The sequence below is a fragment of the Limnohabitans sp. genome, from assembly GCF_034680285.1.
In the GTDB taxonomy this organism is placed as follows: Bacteria; Pseudomonadota; Gammaproteobacteria; order Burkholderiales; family Burkholderiaceae_C; genus Limnohabitans_A.
In genome coordinates, this window is record NZ_JAXITC010000007.1 from 60,120 (window position 1) to 77,479 (window position 17,360).

At 59.9% G+C, this 17,360-nt stretch carries 18 protein-coding genes; 8 read left to right on the forward strand and 10 right to left on the reverse strand.

The annotated features are described in order from the left end of the window. From SWE17_RS07570 to accD, 6 genes are all read left to right on the forward strand, one after another. A complete protein-coding gene (locus SWE17_RS07570) occupies positions 1–1,440 on the forward strand; it encodes a FimV/HubP family polar landmark protein (RefSeq protein ID WP_322992495.1) in 1,440 nt (479 codons plus the stop codon). After that, on the forward strand, positions 1,437–2,222 hold the full coding sequence (gene truA / locus SWE17_RS07575) for a tRNA pseudouridine(38-40) synthase TruA (protein ID WP_322992496.1): 786 nt from the start codon (positions 1,437–1,439) through the stop codon (positions 2,220–2,222). The genes SWE17_RS07570 and truA overlap by 4 nt, the downstream gene beginning before the upstream one ends. Continuing rightward, positions 2,219–2,914, forward strand: a complete 696-nt coding sequence (locus tag SWE17_RS07580) for a phosphoribosylanthranilate isomerase (RefSeq protein ID WP_322992497.1) — start codon at positions 2,219–2,221, stop codon at positions 2,912–2,914. Before truA ends, SWE17_RS07580 begins: the two co-directional genes overlap by 4 nt. Positions 2,915–3,001: 87 nt before the next feature. After that, positions 3,002–4,285 carry a tryptophan synthase subunit beta gene (gene trpB, locus SWE17_RS07585; protein WP_322992498.1) on the forward strand — a complete coding sequence of 428 codons (1,284 nt, stop codon included), beginning with the start codon at positions 3,002–3,004 and terminating at the stop codon, positions 4,283–4,285. A 9-nt stretch (positions 4,286–4,294) separates the two neighbouring features. Beyond that, positions 4,295–5,104 carry a tryptophan synthase subunit alpha gene (trpA, locus tag SWE17_RS07590; protein WP_322992499.1) on the forward strand — a complete coding sequence of 270 codons (810 nt, stop codon included), beginning with the start codon at positions 4,295–4,297 and terminating at the stop codon, positions 5,102–5,104. A gap of 51 nt (positions 5,105–5,155) precedes the next feature. Further along, positions 5,156–6,028, forward strand: a complete 873-nt coding sequence (accD, locus tag SWE17_RS07595) for an acetyl-CoA carboxylase, carboxyltransferase subunit beta (RefSeq protein ID WP_322992500.1) — start codon at positions 5,156–5,158, stop codon at positions 6,026–6,028. 78 nt (positions 6,029–6,106) lie between these two features. On the opposite strand, the gene SWE17_RS07600 is transcribed toward accD, so the two are convergent. Further along, entirely contained in the window at positions 6,107–6,655 is a 549-nt protein-coding gene (locus SWE17_RS07600) for a YggT family protein (RefSeq protein WP_322992501.1), read from the reverse strand. 32 nt (positions 6,656–6,687) lie between these two features. Here SWE17_RS07600 and SWE17_RS07605 point away from each other — a divergent pair, with 32 nt between their 5' ends. Beyond that, positions 6,688–7,326 carry an LON peptidase substrate-binding domain-containing protein gene (locus SWE17_RS07605; RefSeq protein WP_322992502.1) on the forward strand — a complete coding sequence of 213 codons (639 nt, stop codon included), beginning with the start codon at positions 6,688–6,690 and terminating at the stop codon, positions 7,324–7,326. 145 nt (positions 7,327–7,471) lie between these two features. Next, positions 7,472–9,037, forward strand: coding sequence for a lysine--tRNA ligase (gene lysS, locus SWE17_RS07610; protein ID WP_322992503.1), 1,566 nt, complete (start codon positions 7,472–7,474; stop codon positions 9,035–9,037). A gap of 62 nt (positions 9,038–9,099) precedes the next feature. On the opposite strand, the gene SWE17_RS07615 is transcribed toward lysS, so the two are convergent. The 9 genes from SWE17_RS07615 to lepA are packed head-to-tail and all read right to left on the reverse strand — an operon-like array spanning position 9,100 to position 17,013. Next, the gene (locus SWE17_RS07615; RefSeq protein WP_322992504.1) at positions 9,100–9,426 is read right to left on the reverse strand and encodes a hypothetical protein; all 327 of its coding nucleotides are present in this window, start codon (positions 9,424–9,426) and stop codon (positions 9,100–9,102) included. Positions 9,427–9,444: 18 nt separating this feature from the next. After that, complete coding sequence (gene nagZ, locus SWE17_RS07620; protein ID WP_322992505.1) at positions 9,445–10,530, reverse strand: beta-N-acetylhexosaminidase; 1,086 nt, start codon at positions 10,528–10,530, stop codon at positions 9,445–9,447. Positions 10,531–10,567: 37 nt separating this feature from the next. Next, a complete protein-coding gene (acpS, locus tag SWE17_RS07625) occupies positions 10,568–10,975 on the reverse strand; it encodes a holo-ACP synthase (protein WP_322992506.1) in 408 nt (135 codons plus the stop codon). Continuing rightward, entirely contained in the window at positions 10,972–11,718 is a 747-nt protein-coding gene (locus tag SWE17_RS07630; protein WP_322992507.1) for a pyridoxine 5'-phosphate synthase, read from the reverse strand. Before SWE17_RS07630 ends, acpS begins: the two co-directional genes overlap by 4 nt. Continuing rightward, the gene (gene recO / locus SWE17_RS07635) at positions 11,715–12,464 is read right to left on the reverse strand and encodes a DNA repair protein RecO (RefSeq protein WP_322992508.1); all 750 of its coding nucleotides are present in this window, start codon (positions 12,462–12,464) and stop codon (positions 11,715–11,717) included. Before recO ends, SWE17_RS07630 begins: the two co-directional genes overlap by 4 nt. A gap of 11 nt (positions 12,465–12,475) precedes the next feature. Next, positions 12,476–13,531: a GTPase Era gene (gene era / locus SWE17_RS07640; protein ID WP_322992509.1), complete on the reverse strand. Its 1,056-nt coding sequence runs from the start codon at positions 13,529–13,531 to the stop codon at positions 12,476–12,478. Next, entirely contained in the window at positions 13,528–14,232 is a 705-nt protein-coding gene (gene rnc / locus SWE17_RS07645) for a ribonuclease III (protein ID WP_416234989.1), read from the reverse strand. The genes era and rnc overlap by 4 nt, the downstream gene beginning before the upstream one ends. Before the next feature lie 7 nt (positions 14,233–14,239). Next, entirely contained in the window at positions 14,240–15,205 is a 966-nt protein-coding gene (gene lepB / locus SWE17_RS07650; RefSeq protein ID WP_322992510.1) for a signal peptidase I, read from the reverse strand. After that, on the reverse strand, positions 15,205–17,013 hold the full coding sequence (gene lepA, locus SWE17_RS07655; protein ID WP_322992511.1) for a translation elongation factor 4: 1,809 nt from the start codon (positions 17,011–17,013) through the stop codon (positions 15,205–15,207). The genes lepB and lepA overlap by 1 nt, the downstream gene beginning before the upstream one ends. Between the last annotated feature and the right edge of the window lie 347 nt (positions 17,014–17,360).

Genomic DNA, 17,360 nt, shown 5'->3' on the forward strand with positions numbered 1-17,360 from the left:
ATGGGCCTGCGCGATGGCTTGACTTTGGCCATGGCCATGGTCAGCCAGTGCGCGCTGGCTTTGTCGCTGGGTCAGGTTTCGGTGGAGTCGGGCATCGGACAGCCTCTTCGTGCGGCGATTGAGATCACGCAATACAAGGTGGAGGATCTGCGCAGGCTCAAGCTGCAGCAGGCGTCCATGGCCAGCTATGAGCAGGCCAAAATGGCCTTCCATCCTGCCTTGAACGGTTTGCAAACCAGCTTGGAGTTTCGCGGTGACGGCAAACCCTTCATTGCCTTGACAGGGTTGACACCCGTCAACGAGCACTTCCTCGATGTGATTGTGGAGGCCCAGTGGCCTTCGGGCCGCTTGGCCATGAACTACACCTTGCTGGTTTCGCCCGTTGGGGCTGTCGTCCAACGTCCAGCCAAAACGCCATCCGAGGGTGACCTCGTCGCCCCTGTGGTCTCTCCACTGGCCTTGGCAGCTGTAGCCAACCCTGCCACCATGGCAGAAAGTCAGCGCTCCCCAGAAACCGTCAAGGTGCGGGCGGGTGATACCGCAACGGGCCTGGTTGTGCGTCCTTTGCCAGCAGGCGTCACGCTGGACCAAATGCTCTTGGCCATGGTGCGCACCAACCCAGAGGCCTTCATAGAGGGCAATGTGAACCTGCTGCGCGAAGGCGCTCAAGTTCAACTGCCCAGCGCACAAGAGGCCGCTCAAGTTTCAGCCGAGGAAGCTCGGCAAACTGTGGTGGCGCAAACCGTGGATTTTGTGGCTTATGCCCGGCGATTGGCGCAATCGGCACTCAAAGCGCCCGACACGGCAAGTCGTGAAATGAGCGGCAAACTCAGCCCCTCCGCCCCCACACCAACTCCGCCGCTGGCGACCCAAGACACGTTGACGCTCAGCAAACGTGAAACCAGCAGCGATTCCGACGAAGCCAGATTGGCCGTTGAAAGAGAAATTCAGGACAAAACCGAACAACTGGCTGCGCTCAAAAAGAACTTGGACACACTCAAGTCCTTGTCGGCCTCCAGCCCGCCTGTGACCGATCCTGCACAGGCGACTGCACCTGTTGCGGCTCAACCTTCAGCCCCTCATTTGCCCCTTGCTGCAGCGACAACGCAGCCCTCCTCTTTGTTGGAAAAAATCAGCCACAACTCGGCCATCTGGGCTTGGGTTCTGGCACTTTTCAGCGGCATGTTGGGCGGGGTGTGGTGGGCCAGACGTCGCCCGACCAGCGGCCATCATTTGTTTGCCCAGCATTCTGCAAACGGGTCAGCACGTCAACCGAGCGTGTCTTTCATCAAAGACCCCAACCATGAGATTCAGGTTGAGCGCCCGCCTTTGCCTTCCGGTTTGCCTCCTCAGTTTGCCAACCTCGACCTGAACCTGACGCCCCCACCCGAGAAACAGACCGCTCCTGAGGCGGCCCAACCTGCAGGCCCCAAAACGTGAGAGTCGCCCTCGGTGTTGGCTATTTGGGCAGCGCCTACCAAGGCTGGCAAAGCCAAAGCACTGGCCAAACGGTGCAAGACAAGCTCGAAAATGCTTTGTCCAAGTTTGCCGACGTGCCCCGTGTCAGCACCTTGTGTGCCGGCCGCACCGATGCAGGTGTGCACGGGCTCATGCAGGTCGTGCATTTCGACACCGAACTGAACCGCGACCCACAGTCTTGGGTGCGTGGCACCAACCGCTACTTGCCCTCTGACATTGCGGTGCAATGGGCGCAAATCGTTCCAGACACTTTTCATTGCCGTGCCAGCGCCACGGGCAGGCGTTACATCTACGTGCTGCTCGATTCAGTCGTCAGGCCCAGCCTAGAGGCAGGACGAGTGGGCTGGGTTTACCGCCCACTGGCCGAGGCGCCGATGCACCAAGCCAGTCAGCACTTGCTGGGCGAGCACGATTTTTCATCGTTCCGGGCGAGCAGCTGCCAAGCCTTGTCGCCTGTCAAAACGCTGCGGCACATCCGCATTTCCAGGCACGGCGCTTATTGGCGCTTTGAGTTCGAAGGCAACGCCTTTTTGCACCACATGATCCGCAACATCATGGGTTGCTTGGTGACGATCGGCCAAGGCAACCAGTCCCCCGACTGGATGCGTGAGGTGCTGCTGGCCCAAAGCCGCGACGCCGCAGCGCCCACGTTTTCGCCCGATGGACTTTACTTTGCAGGCCCCATCTACAGCCCCGAATGGGGTCTGCCCGACACCACCCCTGCTTTTGATTGGTTGCCATGACGCTGATCAACCCCGCCCCACAGCAACGCACCCGCATCAAAATGTGCGGCTTCACCCGCGAGGCCGATGTGATGGCCGCCTGCGCCTCAGGTGCCGACGCCATCGGTTTTGTGCTCTACCCGCCCAGCCCACGCAGCGTGAGCATCGAACGCGCGGCCGAGCTGGCCCGGCTGCTGCCCGCTTTTGTGACACCTGTACTGCTCTTCGTCAATGAAGCGCCTGAGCGAATCGAAGCAGCTTGCGCGGCCGTGCACGGCGCATTGCTGCAGTTTCATGGCGACGAATCGGCCGATTTCTGCCAAGACATGTCGCGGCGCACAGGCCGCCCCCACCTCAAAGCCGCCAGAATCCCCCTGTCCGAGGTCCATGACTTCGACTTGCTAGAATTTGCACACCTTCATCACGCAGCCCAAGCCCTCTTGCTCGACGCCCATGTCGATGGATACGGCGGCGGCGGAAAAACATTCCATTGGTCACTCCTGCCACCAAACGTCAATGCTCACCTCGTTTTGTCTGGTGGACTCACACCTGCAAACGTGGGCGATGGCATTCGGGCGCTGCGCACGCACGGCCTGTCTCTGGCCGTTGACGTGAGCTCCGGCATCGAAGCAGGCAAGGGCCTCAAAGATGCCGACAAAATGCGGCAGTTTGTCCAGGCGGTGCGCGCCGCAGACAACGCAATCTCCCTTTAAAGCATTCCCAGGGCTGGCCTCGGCTCCCTTTGCAGCGTTCAGCACTGCAAGCACCGAGCACACCCGACCCCCACCAAGGCCATCACCATGTTCGATTACCAACAACCCGACGTCAAAGGCCATTTCGGCATCTATGGCGGCAGCTTTGTCAGCGAAACCCTGACGCACGCCATCAACGAGCTCAAAGACGCGTACGCCCAGTACCAGCACGACCCGGCCTTCATGGCCGAGTTCAAATCCGAGCTGGCGCACTTTGTGGGCCGTCCATCCCCCATCTACCACGCGGCCCGCATGAGCCGCGAGATGGGCGGCGCGCAGATCTTCTTGAAGCGTGAAGACCTGAACCACACCGGCGCGCACAAGATCAACAACACCATTGGCCAAGCCATGCTCGCCAAGCGCATGGGCAAGCCGCGCATCATTGCCGAGACGGGCGCAGGCCAGCACGGCGTGGCCACCGCCACCATTTGCGCCCGTTACGGCTTGGAGTGCGTGGTGTACATGGGCAGCGAAGACGTCAAGCGCCAAAGCCCCAACGTCTACCGCATGAAGCTCTTGGGCGCCACCGTGGTGCCCGTGGAGTCCGGCAGCAAAACACTCAAAGACGCCCTGAACGAAGCCATGCGCGACTGGGTGGCCAATGTGGACAACACCTTCTACATCATCGGCACCGTGGCGGGGCCACACCCCTACCCCATGATGGTGCGCGACTTCCAAAGCGTGATTGGCGAAGAGTGCCTCACGCAAATGCCCGAGATGTTCAAGACATTGAAGATGGCCGAACAGCAACCCGACGCCGTACTCGCGTGCGTGGGTGGCGGCAGCAATGCCATGGGCATCTTCTACCCCTACATCCAACACGAAAAAACCCGACTCATCGGCGTGGAAGCTGCTGGCGAAGGCATGGATTCGGGCAAGCACTCGTGCTCGCTGCAGCTGGGCAGCCCCGGCGTGCTGCACGGCAACCGCACCTACATCCTGCAAGATGAAAACGGCCAGATCACCGAGACGCACAGCGTGAGCGCGGGTCTGGACTACCCCGGCGTCGGCCCCGAGCATGCCTTCTTGAAGGACATTGGCCGCGCCGAATACGTGGGCATCACCGACAAGGAAGCGCTCGAAGCCTTCCACTACCTGTGCCGCACCGAAGGCATCATCCCCGCGCTCGAATCGAGCCACGCCGTGGCTTACGCCATGAAACTGGCAAAAACCATGCGCACGGACCAGTCCATCTTGATCAACCTGTCGGGCCGTGGCGACAAGGACATCGGCACCGTGGCCGACTTGTCAAACGCCGACTTCTTCTGCCGTCCCAGCTGCCAAGGCCAGTCGGTCAAAGGCGGCGAGCAGCCCGTGAACTTTGTGAAGTAAGAGCCCCACATGAGCCGCATCGACGCCACCCTCTCCGCCCTGAAATCCCAGGGCCGCAAAGCCCTGATCCCGTATGTCACGGCAGGTTTCCCCCAAAAAACCACCACCGTTCCCCTGATGCATGCCATGGCAGAGGCCGGGGCCGACATCATCGAGCTGGGGGTTCCATTCTCTGACCCGTCGGCTGACGGCCCAGTGATCCAAAAAGCGGGCGACAAAGCCCTGGCGCTGGGCATTGGCACCGTGCAGGTGCTGGCCATGGTGCGCGAATTCCGCGAAACCAACACCACCACCCCGGTGGTGCTGATGGGCTACGCCAACCCGGTGGAGCGCTACGACCAAAAACACGGCGCTGACAGCTTCATCCGCGACGCCTCGGCTGCCGGAGTGGACGGCGTGCTGATCGTGGACTACCCACCCGAAGAATGCGTGGAATTTGCCGCCAAACTGCGCGCCCACAGCATGGACTTGATCTTTTTGCTGGCCCCCACCAGCACCGATGAGCGCATGCAGCAAGTGGCCCAAGTGGCCAGCGGCTATGTGTATTACGTGTCGCTCAAGGGCGTCACAGGATCTGGCACGCTGGACACCGACGCGGTGGAAGCCATGCTGCCCCGCATCCGCCAGCACGTGAGCGTGCCGGTGGGCGTGGGCTTTGGCATTCGCGACGCAGAAACCGCCAAGGCGATCAGCCGCGTGGCCGATGCGGTGGTGATCGGCTCGCGCCTGATCCAGCTGATCGACGCGGCCCCCGAAACCGAAATCAACGCCGTGGCCTCCGACTTTTTGCGCGGCATCCGCCAAGCCCTGGACGCCTGAAAAAGCCAGCCGACGTTTCAACGATAATTCGTCGCACAAGGAGAACCCCTCATGAGTTGGCTCGAAAAACTGCTCCCCCCCAAGATCCAGCACACCGACCCGGCCGACCGCCGCTCGGTGCCTGAAGGCTTGTGGGTCAAGTGCCCCAGCTGCGAGACGGTGCTGTACAAAACCGACCTGGAAGAAAACCAGAACGTCTGCCCCGGCTGCTCGCACCACCTGCGCATCGGTGCACGCGCCCGCCTGAATGCCTTCTTGGACGGCGAAGGCCGCTACGAAATCGGCCAAGAAGTGGTTCCAGTAGACGCCTTGAAGTTCAAGGACAGCCGCAAATACCCCGAACGCCTGAAAGAGGCCATGAACAACACGGGCGAAACAGACGCCCTGGTGGTCATGGGTGGGGCGGTGCACAACATCGAATTGGTGGCGGCCTGTTTCGAGTTCGACTTCATGGGCGGATCCATGGGATCCGTCGTGGGTGAGCGCTTTGTGCGCGGCGTGGAAACCGCCATCGCACAAAAAGTACCTTTTGTTTGCTTCACCGCCACAGGCGGTGCCCGCATGCAAGAAGGTCTGCTCTCGCTCATGCAAATGGCCAAAACGAATGCTGCTTTGACCCGCCTGGCCAAAAAAGGCCTGCCCTACATCAGCGTGCTGACCGACCCGACCATGGGTGGTGTGTCCGCAGGATTTGCCTTTTTGGGTGATGTGGTCATTGCCGAGCCCAAAGCCCTGATCGGCTTTGCCGGTCCCCGCGTCATTGAAAGCACCGTGCGCGTGACCTTGCCCGAAGGTTTTCAGCGTGCCGAGTTCTTGCAGACCAAGGGCGCGGTAGACTTCATCTGCGATCGCCGCGAACTGCGTAAAACCATCGCCAGCACCCTGGCCATGCTGCAGCGCCAGCCAGCGGATGCGGTGAGCTGAAACCCTCAAAGGTCAGCACCCCCCATGACAAAAGCCCTCGTCAGAGGGCTTTTGTCATGGGGGGTCTCAAAAAAAGGCTCAGCGCATCCAGCTCATCTGCATGCCAGACAGCAGCATTCCCAAAATTTGCAACAGCAACAACAAAGCCAAGGGTGACAGGTCAATGCCACCAATCAGAGGCACCCAGCGCTGAAAAGGGCGCAGAAAAGGGTCACACAAACGAACGGTCAGGGCGTACATGGGAGAGCCGGGGTTGACCCAAGACATGATAGCCAAGACCAGCACCAAGGCACTCAATGCCGACACCACCATTTGAGCCAAACCGACCAAGCTGATCAAGGGCAACAACCCCAAAGACCCTTGACCTCCGGCAATGAGCCACAGCACCAAAAATTGCACCAATTTGACCAACCAAGCGCCCACCCAGCTGGATAGATCCCAGTTCGTCCAAGCAGGAATGACTTTGCGCAGAGGCATGATCAACCAATCGGTCATGGCAAACACGAAACGGCCCAAAGGTTGGTGAAACGAGATGCGCTGCCACTGCATCAGGAAACGCAGCAAACAAGTGCCCGCCACCAAACCAGCGACCACATCCAAAACCATGCTGACCATTTGAAACCACATTGCACATCTCCTGCTCGTGCGATGATACCCAGATGAGTTCAGTGCACACCCCATCCCCCGCGCCATGGGAGGAATTGCCCCTGTTCCCCCTAGGCACCGTGTTGTTTCCCGGCGCTTTATTGCCCCTGCAATTGTTTGAACTGCGCTACCTGCAAATGATCGGTGAATGTGAACGCCAAGGCAGCGGTTTTGGTGTGGTGACGCTCACCCAAGGGCGTGAAGTACACCGCCCCGGGACAGCCGAAGAGCAGTTTGAGAACATCGGAACGCGGGTAAAAATCGAGCGCATCGAACGGCCCCAACCCGGTTTGGTCATGGTTTGGTGCCGAGGCATTGAGAAATTCAAGCTCCAGACCCCGCAGCAGCGCAGCGACGGTCTTTGGACGAGCCAAGTGCAAGCCCTGCCGCCCGAGCCCGCCGTGCAAGTGCCTGACGATCTGCAACAACTGTCAACACAAATGCACGAAGCACTGACCCAGCTGAGCGAACAACCCAGCGTGGTGCCCCATTGGGCCGAGGCATGGCGTCTGCAGGACTGCAGCTGGTTGTCCAACCGTTGGGGGGAATTGCTGCCCTTGCCATTGCAAATGAAATACCGTCTGTTTGCCCTGCACGAGCCCCTGATGCGACTGGAGTTGATCGGGGACATGGTGACTGCCGCCAAGCCTTAGGCGACAAGCCAAACAAGCCAAGGCCGAACGCCTCCCGCAAACTCTTAAAATAACGGGTTACGCGCCTTGGCGCAGCAACGCTCTCTATTTTTCCGCAATCCAGGTTCACACCAGCCACGCGCCCTGAGCCCAACCACCGCCCGCCATGTCCGACACGAACGCCAACGCCCAAACGGCACCAGCAACCGCACCAGCCCCAGAAGATGAAAACCAGCTGATCGCCGAGCGCCGCGAGAAACTCAAGGCCATGCGCCAGGCGCAAGCCGACGGCAAGGGCGTGGCGTTTCCCAACGACTTCAAGCCCGAACACCACGCCGCCAACCTGCACGAAGCCCACGGCAGCAAAGAAGCCGAAGCCCTGAACGGCGAAGGCGTGGCCAAAACCATGGCCAAAGTCGCAGGCCGCATGATGCTCAAGCGCGTGATGGGCAAGGCCAGCTTTGCCACGCTGCAAGACGCCACGGGCCGCATCCAGGTCTACGTGACCCGGGACGACGTGGGCGAAGACCTGTATGCGCTGTTCAAGCACTGGGACCTGGGCGACATTGTGGGCGTCGAAGGCCATTTGTTCAAAACCCGCACGGGCGAGCTGTCGATCCACGCCACCAGCATCCGCATGCTCACCAAGAGCCTGCGCCCCATGCCCGACAAGTTCCATGGCGTGGCCGACCAAGAAGTCAAATACCGCCAGCGCTACGTGGACCTGATGACCGACGAAGCCGCCCGCAAACGTTTCATGGCCCGCAGCAAGGCTGTGAGCGGCATCCGCGAGTTCATGGTCCAACACGGCTTTTTGGAAGTCGAAACGCCCATGCTGCACCCCATTCCCGGTGGCGCCAACGCCAAGCCCTTTGTGACGCACCACAACGCGCTGGACCAAGAGATGTTCTTGCGCATCGCACCCGAGCTGTACCTCAAGCGCTTGTTGGTGGGTGGTTTTGAGCGCGTGTTCGAGATCAACCGCAACTTCCGTAACGAAGGCATCTCGGTGCGCCACAACCCCGAGTTCACCATGATGGAGTTCTACGCGGCGTATTGGAACTACCAAGACTTGATGGGCTTCACCGAAAGCCTGATCCGCGACGCGGCCATGACCGCTGCGGGCACCTTGGACCTGACCTACAACGGCAAGCCCGTCGACCTGAACAAGCCGTTTGCCCGCATGACGATCCGCGAAGCGATCGTGAAGCACACCGAGGCCGGCGACAACGTGGACAACGCCGAGTGGCTGATCAACGCCCTGAAAAAGCTGGGCATGAGCGAAGCCAAAGACAAGCTGTCCACCCGCAGCTTGGCCAGCTTGCAGGTGTTTTATTTTGAAGAAACCGTGGAAGACAAGCTCTGGGAGCCCACCTTCATCATGGAGCACCCCACAGAGATCAGCCCACTGGCCCGCGCCAACGACACCCGCCCCGAAGTGACCGAGCGCTTTGAGCTCTACATCACCGGCCGCGAGTTCGGCAACGGTTTCAGCGAATTGAACGACGCCGAAGACCAAGCCGCACGCTTCCAAGCCCAAGTGGCCGCCAAAGACGAAGGCGACGACGAAGCCATGTACTACGACCACGACTTTGTGCGTGCCCTCGAATACGGCATGCCCCCTGCAGGCGGCTGCGGCATCGGCATCGACCGCTTGATGATGCTGCTGACCGACAGCGCCAGCATCCGCGACGTGATCTTGTTCCCTGCGCTGCGGCACGTGCAGGAGTAAGTTCACCGAGTCCCAATGACAAACCCGGCCTAGGCCGGGTTTGTCATTTAAAAATCCAAAATTCAACCCTGCTGGCGGGGTGGCAGGCGCGGCGCATCTTCCACGACCTCACGCACCTCCACATCGACCACCTGGTCATCATGGGGAAATGGGGCACCTTGACCTCTGGGAGGCTCGAAGCCTTGTCCTGTTCCTGTGCGGAAACCACCCTGCTGGAAGCCCTGGCGCATGGCCTTGAACTGCTGCCAAACCATCACCACCTGAGGCTTGCGGCCTGTCAACAACCAACGCACCGTCGCAAAGACGATGTAGCAGAGCAAACCAAAGAGCAAAGCCGCCAGGAAACCGAGTCCGAGCAAGCCCATGATGATGCGTGCAATCCAGTTCATTCAGGTGTCCTGTTCAGGTCAAGGCAAGCGGTCGAGCGCCTGCATGTAGTCAGCAGAGCGCACCAGCTCATCCCAAGGGCGGGCAGGTGATCGGGGCAAGAGGTCTAAGCGCCGCTCTTCGCTGATTTCGCTGGGTGTCCAGTGGCCTTTGAGTTGGGCTTCCGCCAGCTGGTCGAGCACTTCGTCCAGTTCTGCGCCGTCGTTCACAGCCGAGCGGTTGCACAACAGCGCCAAGTCGCACCCAGCTTGCAGCGCAGTAATCACCGCTTCGGTGTAGCTGAGCGTGCGGCCATCCATCTGGCGGGCGGCCGCCATCGACAGGTCGTCGGTGCAGACCACACCCTGAAAACCCAGTTGGGCGCGGAGTATGTCTTGCAGCCAGCGCGGCGAAAAGCCTGCCGGGCGGCTGTCGACCTTGCTGTAGATGACATGGGCGGGCATGACGGCGGTCAGCACACTGGTGAGCCAGCGGTAAGGCTGCGCGTCGTCGGCCAAGATGGCTTTGAGGCCGCGTTTGTCCACCGGCAGCGCCACATGCGAGTCAGCCTTGACAGCACCGTGCCCCGGGAAATGCTTGCCGCAATTGCCCATGCCCGCTTGCAGCAGGCCCTGCATCAGGCTGCGGGCCAGCAGGCTCACCACACGCGGGTCGCGGGCGAAGGCGCGGTCGCCAATCACGCCGCTCTCGCCGTGGTCCAGATCGAGCACAGGTGTGAAGCTGAAGTCCACGCCGCAGGCGCGGAGTTCGCTCGCCAGCACAAAGCCGGCCGAGGTGGCCGCTTCGCAGGCCTTGAGCACGCCCGAGCCGGGTTGGCCTTTGTTGTCCTGGCCCCAAAGCTCACCCAGCGCCCGCATGCTTGGCAAGTGAGTAAACCCGTCGGTGCGAAAGCGCTGCACACGCCCGCCTTCGTGGTCCACCGCGATCAAGAGGTCAGGACGGAGGTTTTTGATCTCGGCACACAGCTCGGTGAGTTGCGCACGGCTTTGCCAGTTGCGGCCAAACAAAATCATGCCACCCACCAAGGGGTGGGCCAAGCGGCGGCGGTCCACCTCGGTCAAGGTGGTGCCAGCAATATCAATGATCAGGGGGGCGTGCAGTGTCATGAGGTGTGGATTCCATGTGGGGCGCCAGCGCGGCAAATCAAGGGCGCGAGGTGCTTTGGTTTTCGACCACGCAAAAACTGGCGGCGTATTCGGATTCGTCGGTCACGGTGATGTGCGCACTGAGGCCCTTGGCTTCAAACCATGCCTTGAGCTCACCGTGCAGCACGATGAACGGCTGACCGCTGGGCAGTTTGCCAATTTCGCACAAGCGCCAAGTCATGGGCATGCGCATGCCCAGGCCAATGGCCTTGCTGAAGGCTTCTTTGGCCGAAAAGCGGGTGGCGACATAGCGCACACCGCGCTCGGGCCAGCGGGCGCTGCGGGCTTTCCAGGTAGCCAGCTCGGCGTCGCTCAAAACCTTGGCGGCAAAACGCTCGCCATGCCGCTCCAAGCTGGTTTTGATGCGCCGGATGTCGCAGATGTCGGTGCCGATTCCGTAGATCATTTTTTAAGGCAAGCGAGGTAGGACTGCACCGTGGCGGCGTAACCCAGCTCCAACGCATCGGCCATGAAGGCGTGGCCAATCGAGACTTCCTGCAGTCCATTGACGGCGGCCACAAAGGCTGGCAAGTTGTCGCGGTTCAGGTCATGCCCGGCGTTCACACCCAGGCCGGCCTGCAAAGCCGCCGCTGCGGCATCGGCGTAACGCTGCAACTGGTTGGCGTTGTCTGGCATGCCCCAGCTCGCGGCGTAGGGCTCGGTGTACAGCTCCACACGGTCAGCGCCCACGGCGCGGGCCCCGGCCATTTGCTCTGGGATCGGGTCCATGAACAGGCTCACGCGCACGCCCAAGGTCTTGCACTCGTCAATCAGGGGTTTCAAGCGCTCGGCATCTTGCGGAAACGTCCAGCCATGGTCGCTGGTGAACTGGCCTTCGCTGTCGGGCACAAACGTCACTTGGTGCGGACGCACGGCCCGCACATGGTCCATCAGGTTGTGAAAGGGGTTGCCTTCGATGTTGAACTCCCGGTCCGGCCAGGCCTGCATGAGGGCGTGGAGCTCGGGCACATCGCTGGCGCGGATGTGGCGCTCATCGGGCCGGGGGTGGATGGTGATGCCGTTCGCGCCCGCTTGCAGACACTGCTCGGCAGCACGCGTGACGCTGGGGATGCCCAGGTGGCGAGAGTTGCGCAGGAGCGCGACTTTGTTGACATTGACCGACAAGGCCACGCTTTGGGTTGTGTTCATAGGGATTGCAGGTCCAGCATCATTTGGCGGGTGCGCAAGGCACCGACACCACAATGGTAATTGAGCATCAGGCGCAAGGGCCTTTGTAGTTGCACCAGCAGGTCAGCGCACTCCCGCAACAAGGCCGCCAAGGGGCTGGGTGAAGCCAGCGCTGCGTGCAGTGCCAACCATTGTTCGCCGCGCAAGGCGTGACGGGGGTCATCGCTCACCCACTGCAAGCCAGCTTCAGGCACCAGGGCATAACTGTCCGTGGATGACAAAGGCTTGAGGGTCAGGGTCTGCAGGTTCAGGGCGGGCAGCAAGCCCATTTCCCGCAACAGCAGCAATTCAAAGCCACGCAAGGCCCATTGAAGGGCATTGGGGTCGCCACTGGCGAGCAGGCGCACGGCGGCGGCATAAACCTCAAACAACTGCGGGTGAGGGTCGTCGCGAGCCGTCAGGCGCATCAGCAACTCGTTGATGTAATAACCCGACAGCAGCGCTTCGCCCGTGGGCATGACATGACCGCCCACCCACTCGGCCGATTTGAGGGTGCGGATATCACCATCACCCCCAAACGCCAGCGACAAAGGCTGCAGCGGCAAGAGCACCGGGCGGAAACTCGATGTGGGTCTTTTGGCCCCTTTGGCCACCAAAGCCACCCGGCCATGGTGGCGGGTGAAGACTTCGAGGATCAGGCTGGTTTCGCTCCAGTCGTAGCGGTGCAGCACATAGGCTGGCTCGTCTGCGATCCGCTTGGAGGCCATTGGCTGTGGAATTACTCGTAGCCGAAGCTGCGCACGCGGGCTTCGTCGTCGGCCCAGCCCGAACGCACCTTGACCCACAACTCGATGAAGACCTTGGCGTCCAGCAACTTTTCCAGCTCCACACGGGTTTCGGTGCCGATGCGCTTGAGCTTTTCGCCCTTGTCACCAATCACCATGGCCTTGTGCCCTTCGCGCTCGACCACGATGGTGGCGGCAATGCGCAACATGCGTTTGGCGGTGCGCCCGGCTTCTTCTTCGAACTTGTCGATCACCACCGTCGAGGTGTAAGGCAGCTCGTCACCGGTCAATCGGAAGAGCTTTTCGCGCACCATTTCGCTGGCCAAAAACTTTTCGCTGCGGTCGGTGAGTTCGTCTTCGGCGTGCCACCAGGGCTGCTCGGGCAGGTATTTTTCGCAAATGTCGAGCAAGCGCACGATGTCTTTGGGCTGCTTGGCCGACATGGGCACGAACTCGGTGAAGGCGTGGCGCTCTTGCATGCTTTGCAGCCAGGGCGCAATGTCGCCACGGCGGTGCACATTGTCGAGTTTGTTGGCCACCAGCAAAACCGGTATGCCGGGCTTGAGCAGCGCCAGCACTTTGGCGTCTGCCGTGGTGAAGCTGCCTGCCTCGACCACAAACAGAACCAGGTCCACATCACTCACTGCGCCAACCACGGTTTTGTTGAGAGATTTGTTGAGCGCAGTGCCGTGGATGGTCTGGAAACCAGGGGTATCGACAAACACATATTGGGCAGCGCCCTGGGTACGGATGCCGGTGATGCGGTGACGCGTGGTTTGTGCTTTGCGCGAGGTGATGCTGATTTTTTGGCCCACCAAAGCGTTGAGCAAGGTGGACTTGCCCACGTTGGGCTTGCCCACAATGGCCACCAAGCCGCAGCGCTGGCCTGCCACAGGCACAGGCGCGGGAGAAGCAGCAACCGGGGGCAAGGCGGCGTCTTCGGAAGCATCGCGTGGCTGGATCGTCACACCTGCGATTTGAACGGGGCGGCGCATGGTCTGCTCTTGAGCGGTGCGCTCCGAATCGTTGATCTTTTTGTCGGTGCTCATGCGGCGCTTTCGGATTTCAGGGTCTGCAGCATGGCGGCTGCCGCTGCTTGTTCGGCGGCGCGACGCGATGCGCCCGAGCCTTGTTGGGTTTGGCGCAATTCGGTCACTTCGCAAGAGACCTCGAACTGCTGGCGGTGTGCGGCACCGGAGGTGCCGACCACGGTGTATTTGGGCAGCGCGAGCTTGCGCCCTTGCAACCATTCTTGCAGCTCGGTCTTGGGGTCTTTGCCCACGGCCTGCATGTCGGGTTTGATGTCGACTTTGGCAAAAAGCCGTTCGACCAAAGCTTGGGCAGCGGGATAGCCACCATCCAGGTAGACCGCGCCAATGATGGCTTCGACCATGTCCGCCAGGATGGAAGGCCGTCCCTGACCACCGGAACGCATCTCACCCTCGCCCAAACGCATGACCACAGAAACGTCCAACGTTTTGGCCAATTGATGGAGTGTGTCTTGCTTGACCAGGTTGGCCCGTACGCGGGACAAGTCCCCTTCAGGCATGTCGGCCAACTGGGCGTAAAGCATGTGCGATACGGCCAGGTTGAGCACCGAGTCGCCCAAAAACTCCAAGCGCTCATAGTGGTCTGCACTGAAACTGCGGTGCGTCAGCGCTTGCTGCAGCAAAGTCTGCTGGCGAAAAGCATACCCCAGGCGAATTTGCAGCTCAGACAAACCGGAAGGAACAGCGCTGTTAGAGGCCACGCTCACCTCAATCAAAAGCGCCGATGCGCTGGAGGTTGCCAAAATTCATCCAGACAAAGAAAGCTTTGCCCACGATGTTGGCGTCCGGCACAAAACCGAAATAGCGCGAATCCAAGGAGTTGTCCCGGTTGTCGCCCATCATGAAGTAGTGGCCTGCAGGCACTTTACAAGTCACACCTTCAACGGTGTAGTTGCAGTTTTCACGGCCAGGAAACGGGTCTGCCCCTGGCACAAAGGCCGGACGGTCATCGTCTTGCAGCGTTTGGTGCGGCTTGAGCCCCAGCGTTTCACGGCGCTGCTTGTGGTAGCGCATGGTGGACTCGTCGAAAAAGTCGGGCATCACCTCGGTGGGCACAGGTTTGCCGTTGATGGTCAAACTTTTGTTCAAGTAAGACACCTCGTCACCCGGCAAACCGACCACACGCTTGATGTAGTCCACGCTGGGTTTGGGTGGGTAGCGGAACACCATCACATCGCCGCGTTGGACGGGCGTGCCTTCGGTGAGCTTGGTGTTGGCCACTGGCAAGCGCACGCCGTAGTGAAATTTATTCACCAAAATCAGGTCGCCAATGTGAAGCGTCGGGATCATGGAGCCCGAGGGAATCTTGAAAGGCTCAAACAAGAACGAACGCAAGATGAAGACCACCACGATCACCGGGAACAAACCCGCTGTCCAGTCCAGCCACCACGGCTGCATGAGCAGCTTTTCGCGGCTTTCGCGAATGTCGGTGTCCACCTTGGCAATGCCCATTTTGGACAACTCGGCTTGCCGCTGAGCCGTCTCGGCTTCCAACTGCGCCACCGCTTTTTGTCGCTGGGGCAAAAAGAAAAACCGCTCGGCCAACCAATAAATGCCGGTGACCACGGTGGCCAAAAGCAAGAGCAAGGCGAAGTTGCCCTCTAAATAGCCCAAATACCAAGAACCGGCATAGCCGACAAAAGCGGCCAAAACCAAGGACGTGAGGAACTGCATCAATCTTCCACCTGCAAAATGGCCAAGAACGCCTCTTGGGGCACCTCGACCGAGCCAATTTGTTTCATGCGCTTTTTACCCGCCTTTTGCTTTTCCAGCAGCTTGCGTTTGCGCGAAATATCACCACCGTAACACTTGGCCAGCACGTTTTTGCGCAAGGCCTTGATACTTTCACGGGCAATGATGTTGGCACCAATGGCCGCCTGAATCGCCACGTCAAACATCTGGCGGCTGATGATCTCGCGCATCTTGGCCACCACAGCCCGGCCCCGGTACTGGGACTGTGAACGGTGCACGATGATGGACAGCGCATCGACCTTCTCGCCGTTGAGCAAAATATCGACCTTCACCACATCGGATGCGCGGAATTCCTTGAACTCGTAGTCCATCGAGGCATAGCCACGGCTGACCGATTTGAGCTTGTCAAAAAAGTCCAGCACGATCTCGCCCAAAGGCATTTCGTAGGTCAGCATGACCTGACGACCGTGGTAGGCCATGTTCATCTGAACACCGCGTTTTTGGTTGGCCAGCGTCATGACGGGGCCGACATAGTCTTGCGGCATGTACAGATGGACCGTGACGATGGGCTCGCGGATTTCCTGCAGCTTGCCTTGATCGGGCATCTTGGAAGGGTTTTCGACCATGACGACTTCGCCGCCGGGCTGAACCACTTGGTAAACCACGCTGGGCGCGGTGGTGATCAGGTCTTGGTCAAATTCGCGCTCCAAGCGCTCTTGCACGATTTCCATGTGCAACAAGCCCAAAAAGCCGCATCGAAAACCAAAGCCCAGCGCTTGCGAGACTTCGGGTTCGTAGTGCAGTGATGCATCGTTGAGCTTGAGCTTTTCAAGCGCATCACGCAGGCCATCGTATTGGTTCGCTTCAGTGGGGTACAAACCGGCAAACACTTGCGGCTGGATTTCCTTGAAGCCAGGCAAAGCTTCGGTTGCGGGGCCGGCATTGTTGGGGAGCTTTTTCTCCAAGGTCACGGTGTCACCCACCTTGGCCGCTTGCAACTCCTTGATGCCGGCAATGATGTAACCCACCTCGCCGGCTCTGAGCATCTGGCGCGGCTCGTTGGCCGGAGTGAAGACACCCAAGCTGCCCGCTTCGTAAACCGCATTGCTGGCCATCATGCGGATGCGCTCGTTCTTGAGCAACTGGCCATCGACCACGCGCACCAGCATGACCACACCCACATAACTGTCGAACCAGCTGTCGATGATCATGGCGCGCAGCGGTGCATCGGGGTTGCCTTTGGGAGGCGGAATGCGCGCAACCACGGCTTCCAAAATTTCCTCGATGCCCATGCCTGTTTTCGCCGAGCAAGGAATCGCATCGGTCGCGTCGATGCCAATCACATCCTCGACTTCGGCTCTGGCGTTGTCTGGGTCCGCATTCGGCAAATCCATCTTGTTGAGGACGGGCACCACTTCCACACCCAGGTCGAGTGCGGTGTAGCAATTGGCCACGGTCTGCGCTTCCACGCCTTGGCTGGCGTCCACCACCAGCAAGGCACCTTCACAGGCAGACAAGGAACGCGAGACTTCATAGGAGAAGTCCACATGGCCGGGTGTATCGATCAAGTTCAGGTTGTAGACCTGTCCGTCTTTGGCCTTGTAGTGCAGCGCGGCAGTTTGCGCTTTGATGGTGATGCCACGCTCTTTCTCGATGTCCATCGAGTCGAGCACTTGGGCTTCCATTTCACGCGCCTCGAGTCCACCACAACGTTGAATCAAACGATCGGCCAACGTCGATTTGCCATGGTCAATGTGCGCAATGATCGAAAAATTTCTGATGTGATTCATCAAGGACGGTCTGCAAGTATTTGTGGATCAAGGATCCGGAAAAGAAAAAAGGGCGCGTCTGGTGGTGACGCGCCCTGAACCAACAATCTTTGGCAACTGCGATGGTTGGGCTTTCATTGTAGGCAAATTGGCCCACATGCAAAGCCTTCCAGACAGCTTGGGCAAGTCGTTGCTGCAGTGCAACACTCATTTTATCCACACGTTATACACAGGATTTTCGACATCATGTTGAACAACTTGTGGGCCATCTGTGGATCAACGGTGGATGCATGGACTGCATCTCGCATCGTGAACTCAAACTTGCGCTTTATGCCATGAATCTGGGTTCAGGAGGTCTGATTTTATCC

Excerpts from the sequence above, each read along its gene's own strand:
- SWE17_RS07600 (WP_322992501.1), bottom strand. The coding sequence starts at position 6,655 with ATGTGGTTTCAAATGGTCAGCATGGTTTTGGATGTGGTCGCTGGTTTG.
- recO (WP_322992508.1), bottom strand. The coding sequence starts at position 12,464 with ATGGCCTCCAAGCGGATCGCAGACGAGCCAGCCTATGTGCTGCACCGC.
- nagZ (WP_322992505.1), bottom strand. The coding sequence starts at position 10,530 with ATGACACTGCACGCCCCCCTGATCATTGATATTGCTGGCACCACCTTG.
- acpS (WP_322992506.1), bottom strand. The coding sequence starts at position 10,975 with ATGATCTACGGAATCGGCACCGACATCTGCGACATCCGGCGCATCAAA.
- lepA (WP_322992511.1), bottom strand. The coding sequence starts at position 17,013 with ATGAATCACATCAGAAATTTTTCGATCATTGCGCACATTGACCATGGC.
- SWE17_RS07630 (WP_322992507.1), bottom strand. The coding sequence starts at position 11,718 with ATGAACACAACCCAAAGCGTGGCCTTGTCGGTCAATGTCAACAAAGTC.
- trpB (WP_322992498.1), top strand. The coding sequence starts at position 3,002 with ATGTTCGATTACCAACAACCCGACGTCAAAGGCCATTTCGGCATCTAT.
- era (WP_322992509.1), bottom strand. The coding sequence starts at position 13,531 with ATGAGCACCGACAAAAAGATCAACGATTCGGAGCGCACCGCTCAAGAG.
- SWE17_RS07615 (WP_322992504.1), bottom strand. The coding sequence starts at position 9,426 with ATGAACTGGATTGCACGCATCATCATGGGCTTGCTCGGACTCGGTTTC.
- SWE17_RS07605 (WP_322992502.1), top strand. The coding sequence starts at position 6,688 with ATGAGTTCAGTGCACACCCCATCCCCCGCGCCATGGGAGGAATTGCCC.
- lepB (WP_322992510.1), bottom strand. The coding sequence starts at position 15,205 with ATGCAGTTCCTCACGTCCTTGGTTTTGGCCGCTTTTGTCGGCTATGCC.
- SWE17_RS07570 (WP_322992495.1), top strand. The coding sequence starts at position 1 with ATGGGCCTGCGCGATGGCTTGACTTTGGCCATGGCCATGGTCAGCCAG.
- trpA (WP_322992499.1), top strand. The coding sequence starts at position 4,295 with ATGAGCCGCATCGACGCCACCCTCTCCGCCCTGAAATCCCAGGGCCGC.
- SWE17_RS07580 (WP_322992497.1), top strand. The coding sequence starts at position 2,219 with ATGACGCTGATCAACCCCGCCCCACAGCAACGCACCCGCATCAAAATG.
- accD (WP_322992500.1), top strand. The coding sequence starts at position 5,156 with ATGAGTTGGCTCGAAAAACTGCTCCCCCCCAAGATCCAGCACACCGAC.
- lysS (WP_322992503.1), top strand. The coding sequence starts at position 7,472 with ATGTCCGACACGAACGCCAACGCCCAAACGGCACCAGCAACCGCACCA.